The sequence below is a fragment of the Aeromonas sp. R5-3 genome (assembly GCF_040908225.1).
GTDB lineage: Bacteria > Pseudomonadota > Gammaproteobacteria > Enterobacterales > Aeromonadaceae > Aeromonas > Aeromonas dhakensis.
The window spans coordinates 256,459-273,721 of record NZ_JBFODH010000021.1 but is presented as its reverse complement, the minus strand read 5'-3'; the positions used below and the strand labels follow the sequence as shown (position 1 = coordinate 273,721).

18 protein-coding genes are annotated in these 17,263 nt (G+C 64.4%); 13 read left to right on the top strand and 5 right to left on the bottom strand.

Going from position 1 to position 17,263, the window contains the following annotated elements; all coding sequences use genetic code 11:
* Positions 1-43: 43 nt before the first annotated feature.
* Both AB5Y95_RS13165 and AB5Y95_RS13160 read right to left on the bottom strand, forming a co-directional pair.
* Positions 44-1,264, bottom strand: coding sequence for a winged helix-turn-helix domain-containing protein (locus AB5Y95_RS13165; protein WP_252604114.1), 1,221 nt, complete (start codon positions 1,262-1,264; stop codon positions 44-46).
* A 132-nt stretch (positions 1,265-1,396) separates the two neighbouring features.
* Positions 1,397-2,035, bottom strand: coding sequence for a class I SAM-dependent methyltransferase (locus tag AB5Y95_RS13160; protein WP_368161305.1), 639 nt, complete (start codon positions 2,033-2,035; stop codon positions 1,397-1,399).
* Between the two features lie 217 nt (positions 2,036-2,252).
* Here AB5Y95_RS13160 and AB5Y95_RS13155 point away from each other — a divergent pair, with 217 nt between their 5' ends.
* The 7 genes from AB5Y95_RS13155 to AB5Y95_RS13125 all read left to right on the top strand — a co-directional run bounded on the left by AB5Y95_RS13155 (position 2,253) and on the right by AB5Y95_RS13125 (position 8,709).
* Positions 2,253-2,897 carry a thermostable hemolysin gene (locus AB5Y95_RS13155; RefSeq protein ID WP_201898946.1) on the top strand — a complete coding sequence of 215 codons (645 nt, stop codon included), beginning with the start codon at positions 2,253-2,255 and terminating at the stop codon, positions 2,895-2,897.
* The gene (locus tag AB5Y95_RS13150; RefSeq protein WP_368161303.1) at positions 2,894-4,360 is read left to right on the top strand and encodes an AMP-dependent synthetase/ligase; all 1,467 of its coding nucleotides are present in this window, start codon (positions 2,894-2,896) and stop codon (positions 4,358-4,360) included. The genes AB5Y95_RS13155 and AB5Y95_RS13150 overlap by 4 nt, the downstream gene beginning before the upstream one ends.
* A complete protein-coding gene (locus AB5Y95_RS13145; RefSeq protein WP_019839559.1) occupies positions 4,357-5,016 on the top strand; it encodes a TenA family transcriptional regulator in 660 nt (219 codons plus the stop codon). The genes AB5Y95_RS13150 and AB5Y95_RS13145 overlap by 4 nt, the downstream gene beginning before the upstream one ends.
* Entirely contained in the window at positions 5,013-5,858 is an 846-nt protein-coding gene (locus tag AB5Y95_RS13140; RefSeq protein WP_005298312.1) for an SDR family oxidoreductase, read from the top strand. The genes AB5Y95_RS13145 and AB5Y95_RS13140 overlap by 4 nt, the downstream gene beginning before the upstream one ends.
* Before the next feature lies 1 nt (position 5,859).
* Positions 5,860-6,498 (top strand): tetratricopeptide repeat protein, encoded by a 639-nt coding sequence (locus tag AB5Y95_RS13135; protein WP_099358723.1) that lies wholly within the window; start codon positions 5,860-5,862, stop codon positions 6,496-6,498.
* A gap of 82 nt (positions 6,499-6,580) precedes the next feature.
* The gene (locus tag AB5Y95_RS13130; protein ID WP_005298307.1) at positions 6,581-7,270 is read left to right on the top strand and encodes a response regulator; all 690 of its coding nucleotides are present in this window, start codon (positions 6,581-6,583) and stop codon (positions 7,268-7,270) included.
* Positions 7,267-8,709, top strand: a complete 1,443-nt coding sequence (locus tag AB5Y95_RS13125; RefSeq protein ID WP_368161300.1) for an ATP-binding protein — start codon at positions 7,267-7,269, stop codon at positions 8,707-8,709. The genes AB5Y95_RS13130 and AB5Y95_RS13125 overlap by 4 nt, the downstream gene beginning before the upstream one ends.
* Before the next feature lie 82 nt (positions 8,710-8,791).
* On the opposite strand, the gene AB5Y95_RS13120 is transcribed toward AB5Y95_RS13125, so the two are convergent.
* The 3 genes from AB5Y95_RS13120 to AB5Y95_RS13110 form a co-directional block, all read right to left on the bottom strand.
* On the bottom strand, positions 8,792-10,084 hold the full coding sequence (locus AB5Y95_RS13120; protein ID WP_017781586.1) for a phospholipase: 1,293 nt from the start codon (positions 10,082-10,084) through the stop codon (positions 8,792-8,794).
* 33 nt (positions 10,085-10,117) lie between these two features.
* Positions 10,118-10,609, bottom strand: coding sequence for a CesT family type III secretion system chaperone (locus AB5Y95_RS13115; protein WP_017781585.1), 492 nt, complete (start codon positions 10,607-10,609; stop codon positions 10,118-10,120).
* 123 nt (positions 10,610-10,732) lie between these two features.
* Positions 10,733-11,230 carry an ATP-dependent zinc protease gene (locus tag AB5Y95_RS13110; RefSeq protein WP_216973267.1) on the bottom strand — a complete coding sequence of 166 codons (498 nt, stop codon included), beginning with the start codon at positions 11,228-11,230 and terminating at the stop codon, positions 10,733-10,735.
* Between the two features lie 406 nt (positions 11,231-11,636).
* On the opposite strand from AB5Y95_RS13110, the gene AB5Y95_RS13105 reads away from it, so the two are divergent.
* The 6 genes from AB5Y95_RS13105 (at position 11,637) to AB5Y95_RS13080 (ending at position 17,257) form a co-directional block, all read left to right on the top strand.
* Positions 11,637-12,680 (top strand): GMP reductase, encoded by a 1,044-nt coding sequence (locus AB5Y95_RS13105; RefSeq protein ID WP_017764973.1) that lies wholly within the window; start codon positions 11,637-11,639, stop codon positions 12,678-12,680.
* 94 nt (positions 12,681-12,774) lie between these two features.
* Positions 12,775-13,986 carry an elongation factor P maturation arginine rhamnosyltransferase EarP gene (gene earP, locus AB5Y95_RS13100; RefSeq protein ID WP_216973269.1) on the top strand — a complete coding sequence of 404 codons (1,212 nt, stop codon included), beginning with the start codon at positions 12,775-12,777 and terminating at the stop codon, positions 13,984-13,986.
* A 45-nt stretch (positions 13,987-14,031) separates the two neighbouring features.
* Positions 14,032-14,598: an elongation factor P gene (efp, locus tag AB5Y95_RS13095; protein ID WP_005298294.1), complete on the top strand. Its 567-nt coding sequence runs from the start codon at positions 14,032-14,034 to the stop codon at positions 14,596-14,598.
* A gap of 139 nt (positions 14,599-14,737) precedes the next feature.
* Positions 14,738-15,364: a DUF2238 domain-containing protein gene (locus AB5Y95_RS13090; RefSeq protein WP_368161296.1), complete on the top strand. Its 627-nt coding sequence runs from the start codon at positions 14,738-14,740 to the stop codon at positions 15,362-15,364.
* Between the two features lie 66 nt (positions 15,365-15,430).
* On the top strand, positions 15,431-16,183 hold the full coding sequence (locus AB5Y95_RS13085; protein WP_368161294.1) for a DUF3530 family protein: 753 nt from the start codon (positions 15,431-15,433) through the stop codon (positions 16,181-16,183).
* 117 nt (positions 16,184-16,300) lie between these two features.
* Positions 16,301-17,257 (top strand): D-2-hydroxyacid dehydrogenase, encoded by a 957-nt coding sequence (locus AB5Y95_RS13080; protein ID WP_054545389.1) that lies wholly within the window; start codon positions 16,301-16,303, stop codon positions 17,255-17,257.
* The last annotated feature ends 6 nt before the right edge of the window (positions 17,258-17,263 follow it).

The following is a 17,263-nucleotide window of genomic DNA, read 5'->3' as shown; positions in this document are numbered from 1 at the left end:
CGCCTCCCTTGCAGCTTAGTGCAGACGGGGGTGATGCTCCCCGTCAGGGTGCCCCCTCCTGCCACAGGGCCAGCAGGGGCGCGGGGATGGCGCCGTAGCGCAAGGTCGGAGTCTGGTGCCAGTCGGCCAGCCGCTGCAGCGCTTTGGCCAGATCCTGCGCCAGGGTCCGGGTCACCCTGACCCCCGCCTCCAGATAGAGGCTCTTTATCTCGAAGATCTCCTGCTGGCGATGGGCCTTGGCGTCCATCCTGCCCACCAGCTTGCCGCGATGCAGCAGCGGCAGCACGAAGTAGCCGTACTGGCGCTTGGGTGCCGGGGTGTAGCACTCGATGCGATAGTCGAACTGGAACAGCTCGCTGGCCCGCTTGCGATCCCAGACCAGCGGATCAAACGGTGACAGCGCCGTGGTGTGACTGGCCTTGAGGGTGCCAGCCTGGGCCCGGGCCAGCTCGTCCGCCAGCGAGGCGTGCACGAAGGCGCCGTGCTGCCACCCCTCCACCCGCACCGGCAGCAGCTCACCTTCGTCCGCCAGCTGATGGAGCAGGGCGTCGTATTTGCCGCGTCGCAACCGATAGTAGTCGGCCACCCAGCCGGTCTTGACCAGCCCCAGCGCCCGGCAACTGGCTCGCACCATGTCCCTTTGCGCCTGTTCCGGGCTCGGCAGATCCCGCGCGTCGCGCCACTCGGGCATCACCCGCTCGGCCAGATCGTAAACCCGCTGGAAGTTGCGCCGCTCGCGCACCATCAGCTGGCCTGCGGTGAACAGCACCTCCAGATGGCGCTTCTCCGGCTTCCAGTCCCACCAGCCATTGCCCTTGCCCCCCTTGCGTTCAAAATCCGCCGCCCGCACCGGGCCATGCTGGCGAATGCGCTCGATGATCTCGCCAATCTCCTGTTGATGGGTGGCAAGCCAGTTGGCCGAAAACTTCCAGCCCATGGCGGCGGGATCCAGCATGCGGTGGCGCAGCAGGCGATAATCCTCCCGCGGCACAAAGCAGGCCTCGTGAGCCCAGTATTCGAAGATATCGCCATCGGCCAGCAACTGCTCCAGCCAGCCTGGTTCGTACTGCCCCAGCCGGCTGAACAGCACCAGGTAAGGGCTGCGGGCCACCACCGAGATGGTGTCTATCTGCAGCAGCGCCATGCGGCGGATGGTGGCCAGCAGATCGGCCGGTTTCGCCTTGCCGCGGCGCGGCGTCAGCAGCCCCTGGGCCGCCAGTTGCAGATGACGGGCATCCTGCAGTGAAAGATGGGGAATCGACATGACGAACCACTCCTTGGTGTCGGGATACGGGCGGCTTGCGGCGCCTGGGACTCAATGCAGGGAAACAGGCAAGAGGACCCGCCAATCAGGCCCTCAGCATGCCCAAGCCGCCACCAAATGAAAATGCCCCGTTCAGGGTTTGGTGATGACCGCCACATCCGCGTGGGGAAACTCGACCTGCGCCTGCCAGCGGGCCGCCAGAGTGCGAAAGGAGGCCTCGGCGAAGAAGACGATGTGGGTCGGATCGTGGCGATAGCGCCACTGCCGAAAGCGCTCGTCCCCCAGCACCCGCTGGGTCTGCAGCACCAGCAGGCCGCCGGGCTTGAGGCAGCCCCACAGCCTCTCCAGCACGGCGCGCGGCTCGGCGATGTGCTCGATCACCTCGGTGCTGGTGATGAAGTCATACTGCCGCGTCAGCAACTCGGGCTCGTCGGCATAGAACTTGTCGTAGCCCGCCATCTGGTAGCCCGCCTCCCGCCCCATGGCGATGAGCGCCGGGCCCGGGCCGCAACCAAAGTCGAGGCCACTGGCCGGCGGAGGCAGCCGGCGCAGCACCTCGCCGAAGGCCCGCAGCAAAAAGGCGCGATAGCGGGGATCATCCACCTGGTTGTCGTGGCCGTCATAGACCGCCTTCTCGCGCGCGGGATCCAGGTGCTCGGCCGCATCCAGCCAGATCAGCTCGCAGGCCCGGCAGCGATGGTACAGCTTGCCGGCCACCGGCAGCTCATAGGCATCGGCGGCGCAGCAGAGCGGGCAGGATAAGGGGGTCATGGCATCTCCTCTCGAAAGCGGGCGGTCAAACGTGGCCGCAGCTTGCCTGCCCGCCTGGCGGCTGACAAGGTTTTTTGTCCGCCCGCCCCGTGTTCGGGTTGCAGCTTTACCTATTTTTTCAACCAGTTGCCTCTGTGTGAAACAGATTTTTCACCTCTTAAGGGTTTCTTAAGTTTGCCCCTTTAGTCTGATGACAATCGACAAGAAGGAGCCATCCATGACCACAGACATTCAAGCCCCCTATCGGCTGGCGCTGGCCGATACCCCGCAACAGGTCATGGCACTGCAGGGCTACATCCAGGCGGCCTACAGCCAGGAGTTCAACGCCCGCATTCCCCATTTTCTGCCCTGCCTGCTCGGCCTCTACCGGGCCGACGGCCTGCTGGTCGGCGCCTGCGGTCTCAAGCTGGCCGGCAGCGAGCGCCTCTATCTGGAGCAGTATCTGGATCAGCCCATCGAGGCCGCCATTGAAACCCGGCTCGGCGCCCCCGCCCGGCGGGATCGCATCGTCGAGGTGGGCAACCTCGCCTGCAGCGAGCCCGGCAACGCCCGCCTGATGTTTGCGGCGCTCTGCCGTCTGCTGTGCGACAACGATCTCGACTACGTGGTGTTCACCGGCACCGCCAAGCTGCGCAACAGCTTCCACCGCCTTCACCTCACCCCGGTGGAGCTGGCCCCCGCCCGGGCCGACAAGGTGGGTGACGACGCCAGCGCCTGGGGCGCCTATTACCACTGCCAGCCCAAGGTGATGGTCGGCGACCTCGGCCTCGGGCGGCAGGCGCTGGCCCGGGGCAGCCTGCTGCTCTCCCTGCTGGCCCCCATGCCCTCCCTGTTCAACTGCCCGCATCGGAGCGCCTTATGATGCTGTTTGACCAAATCGCCTATTTCGCCCGCCAGACGCCCCACAGCCCGGCCCTTGCCAGCAGCCAGCACAGCCTCAGTTACGAGGCGCTGTGGCAGCAGTTGCCAGCGCTGGCCGACCGCCTGCAGATGGCCGGGATCAGCCGGCTGGCGCTGCAACTGGACAACAGCCTGCCCTGGGCACTCATCGATCTCGCCTGCGCCATGGCCGGTATCGTGGTGATCCCGATCCCCCACTTCTTCAGCCTGGAGCAGCAGGAGTGGCTATTGGAGAGCAGCGGCGCCGACGCCCTGATCGGCCCCCACCATCCGGGCTGGCAGGCCAGCGAACCGCTGACGCTCGCGGTCGGCGAGCTGCCGCTGTGGCGCCGCACTCCTGCCCGGCTGCCGCCCCTGCCGGCCGGCACCGCCAAGATCACCTATACCTCCGGCACCACAGGCCAGCCCAAGGGGGTCTGCCTGTCGCTGGCCCAGATGATGGCGGTCTGCAGCTCGCTGGCCGAACGGGTCGCCCCGGCCAAGGTCGAGAAGCACCTGACCCTGTTGCCGCTCACCACCCTGCTGGAAAACTTGACCGGTCTCTACGTGCCACTGCTCACCGGTGCCTGCAGTCGCATCCCTTCGCTGGCAGAGCTCGGCTTTGCCGGCTCCAGCAAGCTGGACCCGGCCACCCTGGCCCAGGCCCTGCTGCGCTGGCCCACCCACAGCCTGGTGCTGGTGCCCGAACTGCTGCGCCTGCTGCTGGCCCTGTGCAGCGCCAACCCGGCGCTGGCCGAACAGCTGGCCGCCCTGCGCTTCGTCGCGGTGGGGGGCGGCAAGGTCTCGCCCGAGCTCATCAGCCGGGCCCGCAAGCTGGGGCTGCCAGTCTACGAGGGGTACGGCCTGTCGGAGTGCGGCTCCGTCGTGGCGCTCAACGGCCCCGACGGCCACAGCCTGGGCAGCGTCGGCCAGCCACTGCCCCACTGCCGGGTATCGATCGCCGCCGACGGCGAGATCCTGGTGGAGGGAGCCGCCATGCTCGGCTATCTGGGCAGCGATGAAGCGGTACCAGCGCTGGTCGCCACCGGCGATCTGGGCCACCTGGATGATGAGGGCTATCTGCACATCACCGGGCGCAAGAAGAACGTCCAGATCACCGCCTTCGGTCGCAACTTCTCCCCCGAATGGGTCGAGGCGGAAGCCCAGCTCTGCCCGGCCATCGCCCGCATCGTGATCTTCGGCGACGGCCAGCCGGCCAACGTCGCCCTGATCCAGCCGCAGCCCGGCACCGACGCCCTGCTGGCCCAGCAGATCGAGCAGCTCAATCATCGCCTGCCCGACTACGCCCGCATCCATCACTGGCTGCCGGTGGCGCTGGATCAACATCCGGAGCTGCTGACCGCCAACGGCCGCCCCCGTCGCGAACGGATTTATCACCACTTTTCCCGGCAGATCAGCCAATGCCTTACAGGAGAGACCTCATGAGCTTCTATCAGACTCTGCAACAAGCCACTGCCAGTGAGCGCGAGCATCTGTTCAACGCCCCCATCATAGAGGCATGCCGCAAGGGGGAGATCTCCCGCGACACCTATCTGCGCTTCCTCTCCCAGGCCTTCTATCACGTGCGCCACACGGTGCCGCTCTTGATGGCCACGGGCGGCAAGCTGGGCCAGGAGTATGAGTGGGTGCGCGGCGCCATCAAGGAGTACATCGACGAGGAGTACGGCCATCAGGAGTGGATCCTGAGCGACATCCGCGCCTGTGGTGGCGATGCCGAGGCGGTGCGCCACGGCCATCCCGATCTGCCCATCGAGCTGATGGTGGCCTTTCTCTATGACCAGGTGCAGCGCGGCAACCCCATGGGCTTCTTCGGCATGGTGCAGGTGCTGGAAGGCACCAGCGTCGCCATCGCCCTGACCGTGGCCGACCAGCTCAAGGCGGGCCTCGGTCTGCCGCCCCAGGCCATGAGCTATCTCAGCTCCCACGGCGCACTGGATCAGGATCACCTCAAGTTTTTCGAATCCCTGATGAACCGGGTGGAGAGCCCGGCCGATCAGGCGGCCATCATTCACTCGGCCAGGGTGGTCTACCGCCTCTACGCCGACATGCTCTATCAACTGACGGAAAACCAGACATCATGAAGCTTGAAGGAAAACTCGTGCTGCTCACGGGCGCCAGCGGCGGGATCGGCGAGGCGCTGGCCCAGGAGCTGGCGGCCCAGGGAGCACACCTGTTGCTGCACGGACGCAGGGCCGGTGCACTGGAGCGGCTGTGCAAGGAGCTGCCGCACCCGGAGCGCCACCAGACGGTGATCGCCGATCTGGGCTCGCCCCAGGAGCGGGCCAGACTGCTGCAGCACCCGGCGCTGGACGAGGGGCTGGACGTGCTGATCAACAACGCCGGCTGCAACCAGTTTGCCTGGCTGGAGGATCAGAGCAGCGAGCAGGTCGAGCGCCAGCTGCTGCTCAACGTCGAGGCGCCGATCCAGCTCACCCGCATGCTGCTGCCCCGCCTGCGCAAGCCGGCGGTGATCATGAACATCGGCTCCAGCTTCGGCGCCATCGGCTATGCCGGCTACAGCGTCTATTGCGCCAGCAAGTTCGCCCTGCGCGGTTTCAGCGAGGCACTCGGCCGCGAGCTGGAGGGAACCGGCATCCAGGTGCTGCACTTTGCCCCCCGCGCCACCCGTACCCGCCTCAACTCGGAGGCGGCCTACGAGATGAATGCCGAGCTCGGCACCCACACCGACAGCCCGCAGGACGTGGCCGAGGAGGCCGTCATCGCCCTGTGCAACGAAACCCGCCGCAGCTGGCTCGGCTGGCCGGAGAAGCTGTTCGTGCGGCTCAACGGCCTGCTGCCTGGCCTGGTCGACCGGGCGCTGGCCAGGCAAAAACCCATCATAGAGCGCTATGCCCGCCACCCGGCACCCGCTGCCGGCACGTCGGGGCACGCCACCTCCGTCATGACAGAGAAGGAACGTTAAGATGAAGCACGCCACTTTCCGCCCCCGTTTCACCCACGGCGCCCTCCTGCTGCTCATGCTGGGCTCGGGGATGGCCCAGGCCGCCGACGCCCTGCCCGTCATCCAGCAGCAGTGGGCGGTCTGTCAGTATCAACAGACCGGCAAGGCCAAGGAGAGCTGCCTCGAACAGCTGAGCAGCGAGGCCGATCAGGCCAGCGCCAAGGAGGCCTTTCGCACCGATCTGCTGATCTGGTCGGCCATCGTCAAGAGCACCTGGGCCGGCGCCAAGGGCGGGCTGGGTGCGCTCGGTCTGGTCAAGGAGGCCAAGGCCAAGCTGGAGATCGCCCTCCGGCAGGACCCCAAGGCACTGGACGGCTCCGCCTACACCAGCCTGGGCTCGCTCTACTACCAGGTGCCGGGCTGGCCGGTGGGCTTTGGCGATGACGAGAAGGCCGAGCAGCTGCTCAAGCAGGCGCTGGCCATCAACCCGACCGGCATCGACCCCAACTTCTTCTACGGCGACTTCCTGCTGGATCAGGGCCGCAAGGCCGAGGCCAAGGGCTATCTGGAAAAAGCGCTGTCTGCCCCGCCCCGACCGGGTCGCGAGCTGGCTGATCAGGGTCGACGCATCGAGATCCGCGATCGCCTCGACAAGCTGTAAATCCGTTCGGGATCAGCGGGCTATTTAAACTCTGCCCACCAGCTTGCATACTGGTGGGCAGCGTCTTTTGAGGGGAATAACAATGCGGATCCTGTTGGTGGAAGATGATGTGATGCTGGGCGACGGCATGGTGGATGCCCTGCGCAGCAGCGGCTACACGGTGGACTGGCTGCAGCAGGGGCTGCCTGCCCTGTCGGTGCTCAAGAGCGAGGAGTTTGCCGCGCTCATTCTGGATCTCAACCTGCCGGACATCGACGGCATCAGCCTGCTGCGCAAGCTGCGCCGGGAAGGCCAGACACTGCCGGTGCTGATCCTCACCGCCCGTGACGCCCTGGACGACCGGGTGCTGGGGCTGGATGCGGGTTCCGACGACTACATGGTCAAGCCGTTCGCCCTGCAGGAGCTCAACGCCCGCCTGCGCGCCCTGGTGCGCCGCAGCAAGGGCCAGGCCCAGGCGGTGCTCGAATACGGCGAGCTGCAGCTCTATCCCGAATCCCAGCAGGTCACCTATCGGGGCGAGCCGGTCAAGCTCACCCCCCACGAATACAAGCTGCTGCAGGAGCTCATCACCCAGAGCGGCCGGGTGCTGAGCAAGGATCAGCTGCAGCAGAGCCTCTACGGCTGGGACGAGGGGGCCGAGAGCAACGCGGTGGAGGTGCACATTCACCACCTGCGCAAGAAGTTCTACAGCGACCTCATCCGCAATATCCGCGGGGTCGGCTACATCATTCCCCAGCTTGAACAGGCCCAGCGCCGGGATGGCCGGGCATGACACGTCCCCGCTCCATCCGCCGCTTCCTGCTCTCCGGCATCCTGGCGCTGGTCAGCACCAGCCTGGCCGTGAGCGCCCTCATCGGCTATCTGGAAGCGAGCCACGAAATGGAGGAGCTGTTCGATGCAAGGCTCGCCCAGTCGGCACGCATCACCAACCAGCTGCTCGGCCGCTATCTGGAACAAAACGGCGAGCTGCCCGCCAACGGCACCGTCTATCAGGAGTGGGAGCAGAGCAACCCGGAGCCGTGGCAGAAAGACAAGAGCTTCAACCTGCGGGGGGAAGACAGAGAGCTCACCCCCTTCGGCCACGAGTTCGAGCGCAACCTCTACTTCCAACTGCTAAGCGAGCAGGACGGCATACTGCTGCGCTCCCCCAGTGCCCCCAGCCAGCCCCTAGGTACCCTGGCTCCCGGCTTCAACAGCGTAACCAAAGACAACCACGAGTGGCGCACCTTCACCCTCTACAACCAGGATGCACAGACCTGGCTCATCGTGGCGGAGCGGGACGACGAGCGCAGCGAGCTGGCCAGCAAGATGGCCACCCTGACCATGCTGCCGCTGCTCATCACCCTGCCCTTCCTGCTTGGCCTGTTGTGGTGGCTCATCTCCCGCGGGCTGGCGCCGCTACGCCAGCTGGCCCAGGCCATCGGTGAGCGCCACCCGGCCAACCTGAGCCCGCTCAACCTGAAGATCCGGGCCCAGGAGCTGACCCCGCTCACCAACGAGATCAATCGGCTGATGCACGCCCTTGCCGACACCATAGAGCGGGAGAAGCAGTTCACCAACGAGGCGGCCCACGAACTGCGCACCCCGCTGGCGGTGCTGCGCATCCACAGCGAGAACGCGCTGGCCGCCGAGGATGCCGAGAGCCGTCAGCACTCCCTGCAGAAGATGCTGCTGGCACTCGATCGCAGCGATCGGCTGCTACGCCAGCTGCTGACCCAGGCCCGTATCGACAACCAGCAGGGACTGGAGCTGAGCGAGCTCAACCTGAACCAGCTGTTGCAGGGCACCCTGGCCACCCTGGCCCCCATCGCCCTGAAAAAGGATCAACAGCTGTCGCTGGAGGGCACCGAGCAACTGACGGTGATGGGGCAGGCCACCCTGCTGGAGCTGATGTTCAGCAACCTCATCGACAACGCCCTGCGCTACACCCAGGCGCAGGGCGAGATCGTGGTCGAGGCTTGCCAGGAGGGGCACAGGGTCAGGGTCGACATCCGCGACAACGGCCCCGGCATCCCCACCGCCGCCCTGTCGCGCCTGTGCGAGCGTTTCTTTCGGGTCAATCCCCAGCAGGGGGACGGGGTCGGCCTCGGCATGGCCATCGTCTCGCGCATCGCCCAGCTGCACGGCGCCGATCTCGACATCCACAACCGGCCAGAAGGGGGGCTGGAAGTGAGCGTGCTGCTGCCCTCTCGCACCCCATCCCCGCCATGACCCGGAAACGACAACGCCTCCCATCGGAGGCGTTGTTCACACTGGTTGATTACGCAGAAGCAGCCAGGCTGCAGTCGGCAACTCAAGCAAGCAGCTTGTCCAAACCGGCCGTCACGGCCTCCATCCGGTGGCCACCGGAATGTTCTATGACATACCGCTTGCCCACCTGAGCAGAGGCATCCAGCCCGAAAATCCCGTGCTCAACCTTCTGGCTCAGCGGATCGCCACTGGTATTGATATGGGTTACGTTGGCTTGATCAAGCTTGTGGGCGAGGCGATCCCGTAGCCCAACATGCAACCCCATGCTGTTAAAGGCCGTAACCTTCAACCCGTGTTTGATACCGGCATATTGCGCCAGACCACCTCCCAGAGAGTGACCCTGTACCTCGACCTTGCCACCATGCTGCTGGGCAAACGCCTTGACCAGACGGTCTGCATCCTGAAACGCGCTGTCCTTGATCCCGAGTGCCGCACCGGCATCGCTCTTCAGCGTCCCCGGTCGTTTGGTTGGCTGAGTACCAACAAACGAGAGCACCACGGTATCGTCACGCTTGTAGACAGCGACCTTGAGCGCAGACCAGGCATCCCCAGCCAGGATGAAGGGGTCGTTTTCACCCTTTTTCGCAACAACATGAAGGGCCAGCGCACTCCCGCTACCACCGGTTCCATCTTCACGCCGCGCCAGGATAGAAGGCGGTATGTCCGCCAGCGTAGCGTGATGATAACCAGCCGGCATCTCCCGATAGCTGCTGGAACAACTGACTCTTGCCAGCTGGGCGGCATCCATGACGGCACGAGCCCCTTCGGCAGTGAGTGGTTCCTGCTCCGACTTGGCTACGAAGGCAGGCTTGAGCACCTCTTTGGCTGCACTCAACGCCTGCTGTGACCCTTGCTGCAGTCGCTCCGACACGCCCAGGGGCAAATGGGAAGCCCCTTTCATCACGGCACCAGCCAGTCCCAATGAAGAGGAGGCAACCAGACGGGCGGCCGACTCACCCAGATTTTTCACCCCGGCAGCGCCAGCGGTCACAACGCCACTGGCGACACTGCTGATGCCCCCAGTGATATTGGCCAAGCCCTTGATGAGGGCGCCTGTCCAGTAACGAGCCTTGCCTTTGGCGCTCTGGGCATGAGAGTCATGACCACCCTGAATGGCAATGCCAATCTTGCGAGCCGGAGCACTGAGGGTCAGCCATTTGAGCGAGGTATTCAATACCTTGCCTGGCTGTACACGGGAACCGAACCCGAGGCTGGTATAGTGAGACGCCAGATTGTGGTGCACCTTGCTCTGACGAGACGAGGTCTGTACCTCGCCATGAGCATGAGAAGTAACTGTGGTGGTATGCAGGGGCTGCCCAATGTTTTGGATAGACATATTCTGTTCCTGATTAATACGAGCGGACACCCGTCAACATGGAATGATGACGCCGGACAACGGGGATGGACGCGAGGGACTCTCCTGCTGCGCGAGCACGCTCTGCAACTGCCCCAGCAACGTAACGCCGAGATCGAGAAACTCGCCCAAGGTCTGCATGAACAGAGCGCTATCAAGCATTTCGATGAGAGAAGAAAAAGTCAGCACCAGGTGGTTACTGCGACTGTCCAGGCTGATCTGGCTGCCCCCGGTGACAAGGCCAAACATGTTCAGTTCGAGGGCTGCCCGAGTCAGGGTCAACTGGCCGTTGGTATCTTCCGGTAGGCGCAACAACGGGATATAGAGGTAACACGCTTGCAGCTCATCGTTGTCTGGCACCTCGACCAGACACTCGCCATCCTGGCCGAACGGCACACGGCAGTGGCCATCACTTCCCAGGCTCAAGGCAACGCCCTGCTGCTCACCTGCGAGCGATAGCCATTCAGATACGGTTTGTTGGTAGGCTTTCACTATGCTCCACTCCATGCTCCATCCCTTGCGGGCGAATGGGCTCGCCCGCATCGAGGGTATGGTGCAAATGCTACCGCTGGCAGAGACAGTGTGATTTAGCTGTGAAACGCCGTTTTTTAGATCCGCGCCGAAATTGCTCTAGCGGCAGCTCGGCTGCACCGTGAAGGTGCGGCTCGAATCCACTGCGCCGAGATCCGCCAGCAGGCGGCGTCCCAGCAGCACCGGATAGATCATCTTGCTGCGATCCCGCAGGGTGAACCACTCCTCGTACACCTTGTCGCCCAAACAGATGGACATGGTGACCGTGGGGCGCTGCTCCATGCCGCCGGCGCCACGCACCGTCACCATGTGCTCCACCGGCCGCTCCAGGGTCTGGCTCACCTGCCGGTCAGTATTGGCATCGGTCACCAGCAGGGTAAAGCGCACCCAGGGCTTGCCGTCACGCTTGAAGTGGCGCAGATCCCGCGCATCGAGCGAGGAGGTGAGCGCCCCGGTATCCAGCTTCATCTTCACCGCCACCCCGCTCGGCATGATGAGCCCCTTCTCAATCCAGCCATAGATGGCGGGCGCCGGCGCGGCGAGGGCCGGCAGGGCGAACCCGGCCAGCAGCAGCGGTATCATTCGCAATCGGATCATGTCTACTCCTTGTCAGGACGGGGCCGACACAGGCCCGAGCCGCCCAGAGTGGGGATGGAAGGCGCCGCTGTCAACCGCTGAAAAGCACGGCAGACCAGCGAGTGACGAGTGGCCGGATGCGGTGCGTCAGCAGCCTGCGGTGACGGAGCAGAACAGAGTCATCAGAAGCTGACCTGGCAGGCAAGGAGGGAGGCAAGATTGGCGTTGGATGAAACCCGAGGCTGTGCTCAGGTTGTGACGCCAAAGGCTACCACAAGGCTTCGCGAATTATCAGTCTTGTTCCGGAGGGATTTTTGCCTACACTGTTGTAAACCGGAGGCCCTGAAAACCACCGGTTTTTTTGTGCCTGCCGAAAAGTTGCCACTGCAAAGTGACCTATCAAACAAGGCTCAATAAGGAATTCGTAATGCGTATCGAAGAAGACTTGAAGCTCGGTTTCAAGGATGTCCTGTTCCGCCCCAAGCGCTCTACTCTCAAGAGCCGTTCCCAAGTCAGCCTGACCCGCCAGTTCACCTTCAAGCATACCCAGACCCAATGGCAGGGCGTGCCCGTCATCGCCGCCAACATGGATACCGTCGGCAGCTTCGCCATGGCGCGTACCCTGGCCGGCTTCGAGATGATGACCGCAGTACACAAGCACTACAGCCTTGCGCAGTGGCAAACCTTCGTGAGCGAAACCGACCCGGCGCTGCTGGGCCATGTGATGGTCTCCACCGGCACCTCCGAGGATGACTTCAACAAGACCCGCCAGATCCTGGCCATGTCCGAGGCGCTGCGCTTCATCTGCGTCGACGTGGCAAACGGCTACTCCCAGCACTTCGTCGAATTCGTGCGCAAGATCCGCGAGGCCTGCCCCAACCACGTCATCCTGGCGGGCAACGTGGTGACCGGCGAGATGGTGGAGGAGCTGATCCTCTCCGGCGCCGACATCGTCAAGGTGGGCATAGGCCCGGGTTCGGTCTGTACCACCCGGGTCAAGACCGGCGTCGGCTACCCGCAGCTCTCCGCCATCATCGAGTGTGCCGATGCGGCCCACGGCCTGGGCGGCCAGATCGTCGGTGACGGCGGCTGCACCTGCCCCGGGGATGTGGCGAAGGCGTTTGGCGGCGGCGCCGACTTCGTGATGCTGGGCGGCATGCTGGCGGCCCACGAGGAGTGCGGTGGCGAGATCGTCGATGTAGATGGCGAACCCTTCATGAAGTTCTACGGCATGAGCTCGTCCAGCGCCATGGACAAGCACGCCGGCGGCGTCGCCGAGTACCGCGCCTCCGAGGGCAAGACGGTGCTGCTGCCCTACCGCGGCCCGGTGGAGAACACGGTGCGCGATATCCTGGGCGGCGTGCGTTCCACCTGCACGTATGTGGGGGCCAGCCAGCTGAAGGAACTCACCAAGCGCACCACCTTTATCCGGGTGCGCGAGCAAGAGAACAACGTCTACGGCAAGGAGTAACTCGCCGCAGCCACCGTCACGCGCTGACGGTTAGAAGCCAGCCAACCGGTGTGCTACCCTGCGCACCGGTTTTTTGCATCTGGAACCCCACGACATGACAAGCCCCCTCCCCCCGTTTGACTGGGACATCTTCTGCTGCGTAGTGGACAACTTCGGTGACATCGGTGTCACCTGGCGGCTGGCCCGCCAGTTGAAACAGGAAGGAGCGCTCCCGGCACAGGAGAGTGAGGTTCAGGTGCGGCTCTGGGTGGACGATCTGGCGAGCTTCGCCCGCATCTGCCCTGGGCTAGACCCGGCGTTGGAGAGCCAGTGGGTCGACGGCATCCATATCCAGCACTGGCACGAGACCCTGCCGGCGGACACCATCCCGGCCCGGGTGGTGATCGAGGCGTTCGCCTGTGAACTGCCCGCCCCCTTCATTGAGCGAATGGCGAACCAGCCCAGGCCCCCCTGCTGGCTCAACCTCGAATACCTCTCGGCCGAGAGCTGGGTCGAGGATTGCCATGGCCTCGCCTCCCCCCAACGTCTCGAGAGCCAGAGTCTCGGCAGCCTGAGTCTCAACAAATACTTCTTCTTCCCGGGCTTCACCGCCAGAACCGGCGGCCTCTTGTGCGAGCGCGGTCTCATCGTCGAGCGCGAGCGCTGGCAACAGGATAAGGCGGGCCTTGCCGCCTACTGGGCGAGCCTGGGCCTGCCCCCCAAACAGGAGCTCGAGCTGCGGGTCAGCCTCTTTACCTACGAGAGCGCCGCCCTGACCAGCCTGGTCGAGAGCTGGTGCCAGGGCGCCACGCCCGTCACCCTGCTGCTGCCGCTCGGGCGCTCCCTCAACGACGTGCTCACCGGCGCCGGGCTGGCAGATGCCGTCCCCACGGCCCGGGCGGGGGATCTGCTGCGCGTGGGCAACCTCACCATCAAGCTGCTGCCGATGACCGATCAGGCCGGCTACGATCGGCTGCTGTGGAGCTGCGATCTCAACCTGGTGCGCGGCGAAGACTCCTTCGTGCGGGCCCAGTGGGCTGCCCGCCCCTTCCTCTGGCATATCTACCCGCAGGAAGAGCAGGCGCACATGGTCAAGCTGGACGGCTTTCTCGACCACTATCTGGCAGAGCTGCCCACCGCCACCGGCCAGTGGCTGCGCGGTTTCAGCCATGCCCTCAATCAGGGGGAAAATACCCGTGAATGGTGGGCCCAATGGCCGGATCACGCCGCGATATGGCAGCAACATGGGCGACACTGGTCACATAAGCTGCTCCAGGACGGGGATCTCGTCACGAGGTTGGTGAAATTTTTAGAAAGCCGTATATAATCTGGCAGTTTTTATCCGTCCGTTTCACGAACAGGAATTTTTTACATGAAAACCGCACAGGAAATCCGCGCTGGTAACGTAGTCATGATCGGCACCGAGCCGATGGTGGTCCAGAAGGCTGAATTCAACAAATCCGGCCGTAACTCCGCCGTGGTCAAAATGAAGCTGAAAGGCCTGCTGAACGGCAGCGCCACCGAGACCGTCTTCAAGGCCGACGACAAGCTGGACGTTGTTCAGCTGGAACGTAAAGAGTGCACCTACTCCTACTACTCCGACCCGCTGTACGTATTCATGGATACCGAATACAACCAGTACGACGTCGAGAAAGACAACCTGGGTGACGCGCTGAACTACCTGGTAGACGGCATGGAAGATCTGTGTGAAGTGACTTTCTACAACGAGAAAGCCATCTCCGTAGAGCTGCCGACCACCATCGTGCGCGAAGTTGAGTACACCGAGCCGGCTGCCCGTGGCGACACCTCCGGTAAAGTGACCAAGCCTGCCCGTCTGAAGGGCACCACCTACGAGCTGGCCGTTGCCGCCTTCGTAGAGATCGGTGACAAGATCGAAATCGATACCCGCACCGGTGAGTTCAAGCGTCGCGTCAACTAAGTTGCCCCCTTGGATCAGTGGTAAAAAAGCGAGCCGTCGGCTCGCTTTTTTTATGGGCGCATCGGCCCCCTGGCTGTATTCACGGCGCAAACATGGCTAAATGGAGCATGCTGGCTTGTGCCATCCCCCGGAGCGCCCCATGACATCCCTGCACAAAGCGCTGTTGCTGCTGTTGACCCTGCTACTGCTGGCCCTCTCCGGCTGGCAACCCTATGACCGGGCTACCTGGCTGATGGAGGTCGCCCCCGTGCTCATCGCCATGCCATTGCTTATCCTGACGCACCGCTCTTTTCCGCTCACCAGCCTGCTCTATCTGTGCATCACCCTGCACGCCATGGTGCTGATGCTGGGCGGCGCCTATACCTACGCCCGCGTCCCGCTCGGGTTCGAGCTGCAGCAGTGGCTCGAGCTCGGTCGCAACCCCTATGACAAGATTGGCCACTTCTTCCAGGGCTTCGTGCCCGCCCTGGTGTGCCGGGAGGTCCTGCTGCGCGGAGATTATGTGCAGGGCCGGCGCATGCTGGCGTTTCTGGTGGTCTGCGTGGTGCTCGCCATCAGCGCCACCTACGAGTTCATCGAGTGGGGGGCGGCCCTTGCGCTCGGTCAGGGGGCGGATGAGTTTCTCGGCACCCAGGGCGATCCCTGGGATACCCAGTCCGACATGTTCTTCGCCCTGATTGGCGCCGTCAGCGCCCTGCTGCTGCTCTCCCCCCTGCACGACCGGCAGCTGGCCGGGCTGGCAAGCCTCAAGCGGTCGTCACGCTAGCGCTGCCACTTCCCCTTCAGAAATCCGGCCTGGTGCCGCTAACCCGAATAACCGGGGGAGCGCACTATGGCCAGACTGTTCTTATCACTGCTGTTACTGACCCTGCTGGCAAGCAACCCCTTGCAGGCCAGCGAGAGCACACCGCTCACGCCGCTCGACTACTGGCAGAACAGCGACTGGCAGGGGCTGCCCAACAGCACCCAGATCGACAAGCAGACGGTGCTGTTTGCCAAGCACGACAGCGACAGCTACGTGGGGCTCGCCATCCTCTTGCCCGACTGGCAGCGCAGCGGCCAGCTGTGGCAGCTGACCCGGGCCCTCGGCCGGCTCGGCTTCGACACCCTGCTGCTGCTCCCCTCACCGCAGCAAACCGAATTTGACCCCGCCGCCGAGAAGAAACAGCAGGCCATCGACGACTTTCGCAAGCAGTTTGCCACCCGCATCAGCAAGCTGGGAGACGCCAAGCTGCAGGAGGGGGGCTTCAAGCTGATACTGGCACAGGGCACAGGCGCCGCCTGGGCCACCAACCTAATCGCCAGCGAACAGCTGCCCGCCCCCGATGCGCTGGTGCTGCTCGACGGCTTCTTCCCCGACCAGCAGAGCAACCAGATCTTCGCCAAGGAGATCGCCCAGGCCACCATGCCGACCCTCGACCTCTATCAGGAGGATGGCGGACGCTGGCCGCTGCTGGCCGCCGAGGCGCGCAGAAGCGAGAGCCGCCGCAGCCACAAGCTCAACTACCGCCCCTACGCCCTGCTGGAGCTGGATGAAACGCCAACCCGGATCCAGGGCTGGCTCACCCACCTCGGCTGGCTCTGACGCCAAAAATGCCGCCTGTCTCACATCCGGCGCGATTGCCAAGGCCTTGAGGTGCAGCAAACTGGCCCTCGGCCGCCGATGTTTGGCATCATGGACGCCTCAACGGCAGGAGGCTTCATGCAGCAAATTGTGTTTCTCGACAGCGATACCCTGGATACCGGCATCACCCTGCGCCACCCCGACTTTCCCCATCACTGGCAGAGCTACCCGAGCACGGCCCCCGAACAGGTAGTGGCGCGGCTCAAAGACGCCAGCATCGCCATCATCAACAAGGTGCGCATCGGCGCAGCCGAGCTGGCCCAGCTGCCGGAGCTCAGACTCATCGCGCTGGCGGCCACCGGCAGCGACAACGTGGATCTGGAGGCGTGCCGCGCCGCCAACGTCGGGGTATGCAACATCCGCAACTACTCGGGCCCCTCGGTACCGGAGCACGCCATGGCGCTGATGCTGGCCCTGGCGCGCAACCTCTTCTGCTGGCGCCAGTCGCTGCTGGAGGGGCGCTGGCAGCAGAGCGGCCAGTTCTGCTTCTTCGATCACCACATCACGGATCTGCACGGCAAGCGGCTCGGCATCATCGGCAAGGGTACCCTCGGCCAGGCCCTCGGCGAGCGGGCCAGGGGGATCGGCATGGAGGTGCGTTACGCCCAGAGCCAGGTCGACGCCAGCCACGACGAGGATCGACTGCCGCTGGACGAGCTGTTGCAAAGCGCGGATGTCATCAGCCTGCACTGCCCGCTCACCCCCTATACCCGCAACCTCATCGGCGAGCGGGAGCTGGGGCTGATGAAGCCGGGTGCCCTGCTGATCAACGTCGGCCGCGGCGGTCTGGTGGACGAGGAGGCCCTGCTGCGAGCGTTGGCCAACGGTCGCCTCGGCGGCGCCGGTTTCGACGTGGCAAGCGTCGAGCCGCCGCCCCCCGACCACCCCTTGATGAAGGCGCTGCAGTACCCCCACTTCATCCTCACCCCTCACGTGGCCTGGGCCAGCGAGGAGTCGATGCAGCGCCTCGCCGATCAGCTGATCGACAACATCAACGCCTTCGCCGAGGGGCGCCGCCAGCACCGGCTGGTGTGACCCCTC